This window comes from Streptomyces sp. NPDC056361 (assembly GCF_042262805.1).
Taxonomy (GTDB): Bacteria; Actinomycetota; Actinomycetes; order Streptomycetales; family Streptomycetaceae; genus Streptomyces.
Genome location: NZ_JBHJQI010000316.1, coordinates 1 through 1,636 on the forward strand (window position 1 = coordinate 1; position 1,636 = coordinate 1,636).

1 protein-coding gene is annotated in these 1,636 nt (G+C 71.6%); it reads left to right on the plus strand.

What is annotated here, in order from left to right:
• Positions 1 to 233 precede the first annotated feature (233 nt).
• On the plus strand, positions 234 to 1,559 hold the full coding sequence (locus ACFCY7_RS40465) for a UDP-glucose dehydrogenase family protein (RefSeq protein ID WP_376491081.1): 1,326 nt from the start codon (positions 234 to 236) through the stop codon (positions 1,557 to 1,559).
• Positions 1,560 to 1,636 lie beyond the last annotated feature (77 nt).

Consider the following 1,636-nt stretch of genomic DNA (forward strand, 5'->3'; position numbering starts at 1 on the left):
CCGCGAACGGAACGATCTTCGCCTCCGCGAGCGCACGGACCGACTCCCGGAGCATGTCGTGCTCCTCGGAGGGCCGATACAGGTCGAAGTCCTTGGAACCCGTCACGTTCACTCACTCCCAGGCTTGCTAACTACCGTTAAGTAACTGAAATGGTAGGGCGTGCCCCGGCCCCGGACCAGGGCACGACTATGCTCGGGCAGGCATTTCCGGCCGACGTTCACTGGAGACCCGCATGGCCCTGAAGATCACCGTGATCGGCACCGGCTACCTCGGCGCGACCCACGCCGCGGCCATGGCGGAGCTGGGCTTCGAGGTGCTCGGGCTCGACGTCGTCCCCGAGAAGATCGAGATGCTGGCCGCCGGCCGCGTCCCCATGTACGAGCCCGGCCTCGAAGAGCTCCTCGCGCAGCACGTGGCCGGCATCGAGGGATCGAGCGGACGCCTGCGCTTCACCACCTCCTGGGAGGAGGTCGGCGCCTTCGGCGACGTGCACTTCGTCTGCGTGAACACCCCGCAGAAGCACGGCGAGTACGCCTGTGACATGAGTTACGTGGACGCCGCCTTCGCCTCCCTCGCCGGAGTCGTACGCGAGGGGGCCCTGGTCGTCGGCAAGTCCACCGTGCCCGTCGGCTCGGCCGAGCGGCTCGCGGGGCTGCTGCCCGAGGGCGTCGACCTCGCCTGGAACCCCGAGTTCCTGCGGGAGGGCTTCGCCGTGCAGGACACCCTGCACCCGGACCGGATCGTCGTCGGCGTCCGCGGCGGGACGGCGGAGAAGGTCCTGCGCGAGGTGTACGCCGGCCCGGTCGGCGAGGGCTCGCCGTTCGTGGTCACCGACTTCCCGACGGCCGAGCTGGTGAAGACGTCCGCGAACTCCTTCCTCGCGACGAAGATCTCCTTCATCAACGCGATGGCCGAGCTGTGCGAGGCCGCGGGCGCCGACGTCGCCAAGCTGGCCGAGGCCATCGGCCACGACGACCGGATCGGCGCCAAGTTCCTGCGCGCCGGCATCGGCTTCGGCGGCGGCTGCCTGCCCAAGGACATCCGGGCCTTCATGGCCCGGGCCGGCGAGCTCGGCGCCGACCAGGCGCTGACCTTCCTGCGCGAGATCGACTCGATCAACATGCGGCGGCGCGGCCAGATGGTGGAGATGGCCCGCGAGGCCCTCGGCGGGTCCACCTTCCTGGGCCGCCGGGTCGCCGTGCTCGGCGCCACCTTCAAGCCGGACTCGGACGACGTCCGCGACTCCCCCGCGCTCAACGTGGCCGGCCAGATACACCTCCAGGGCGGTCAGGTCACCGTCTACGACCCGAAGGGCATGGAGAACGCGCGCCGCGTCTTCCCGACCCTGGGGTACGCCGACTCGGCCCTGGAGGCCGTGCGCGGGGCGGACGTGGTGCTGCACCTGACGGAGTGGCGCGAGTTCCGCGAGCTCGACCCCGCCGAGCTGGCGAAGGTGGCCGCCGCCCGGATCGTCCTCGACGGCCGCAACGCCCTCGACGGCGAGCGCTGGCGGGCCGCCGGCTGGACGTACCGGGCGATGGGCCGCCCGCGCGCCTGAGCCGGCCCCCGGGCCGACGAAGGCCCTCGGGACGACGAAGCCCTTGAAGCGACGAGGAGGGGCGCACCGCCGTGGCG

Excerpts from the sequence above, each read along its gene's own strand:
- ACFCY7_RS40465 (WP_376491081.1), top strand. The coding sequence starts at position 234 with ATGGCCCTGAAGATCACCGTGATCGGCACCGGCTACCTCGGCGCGACC.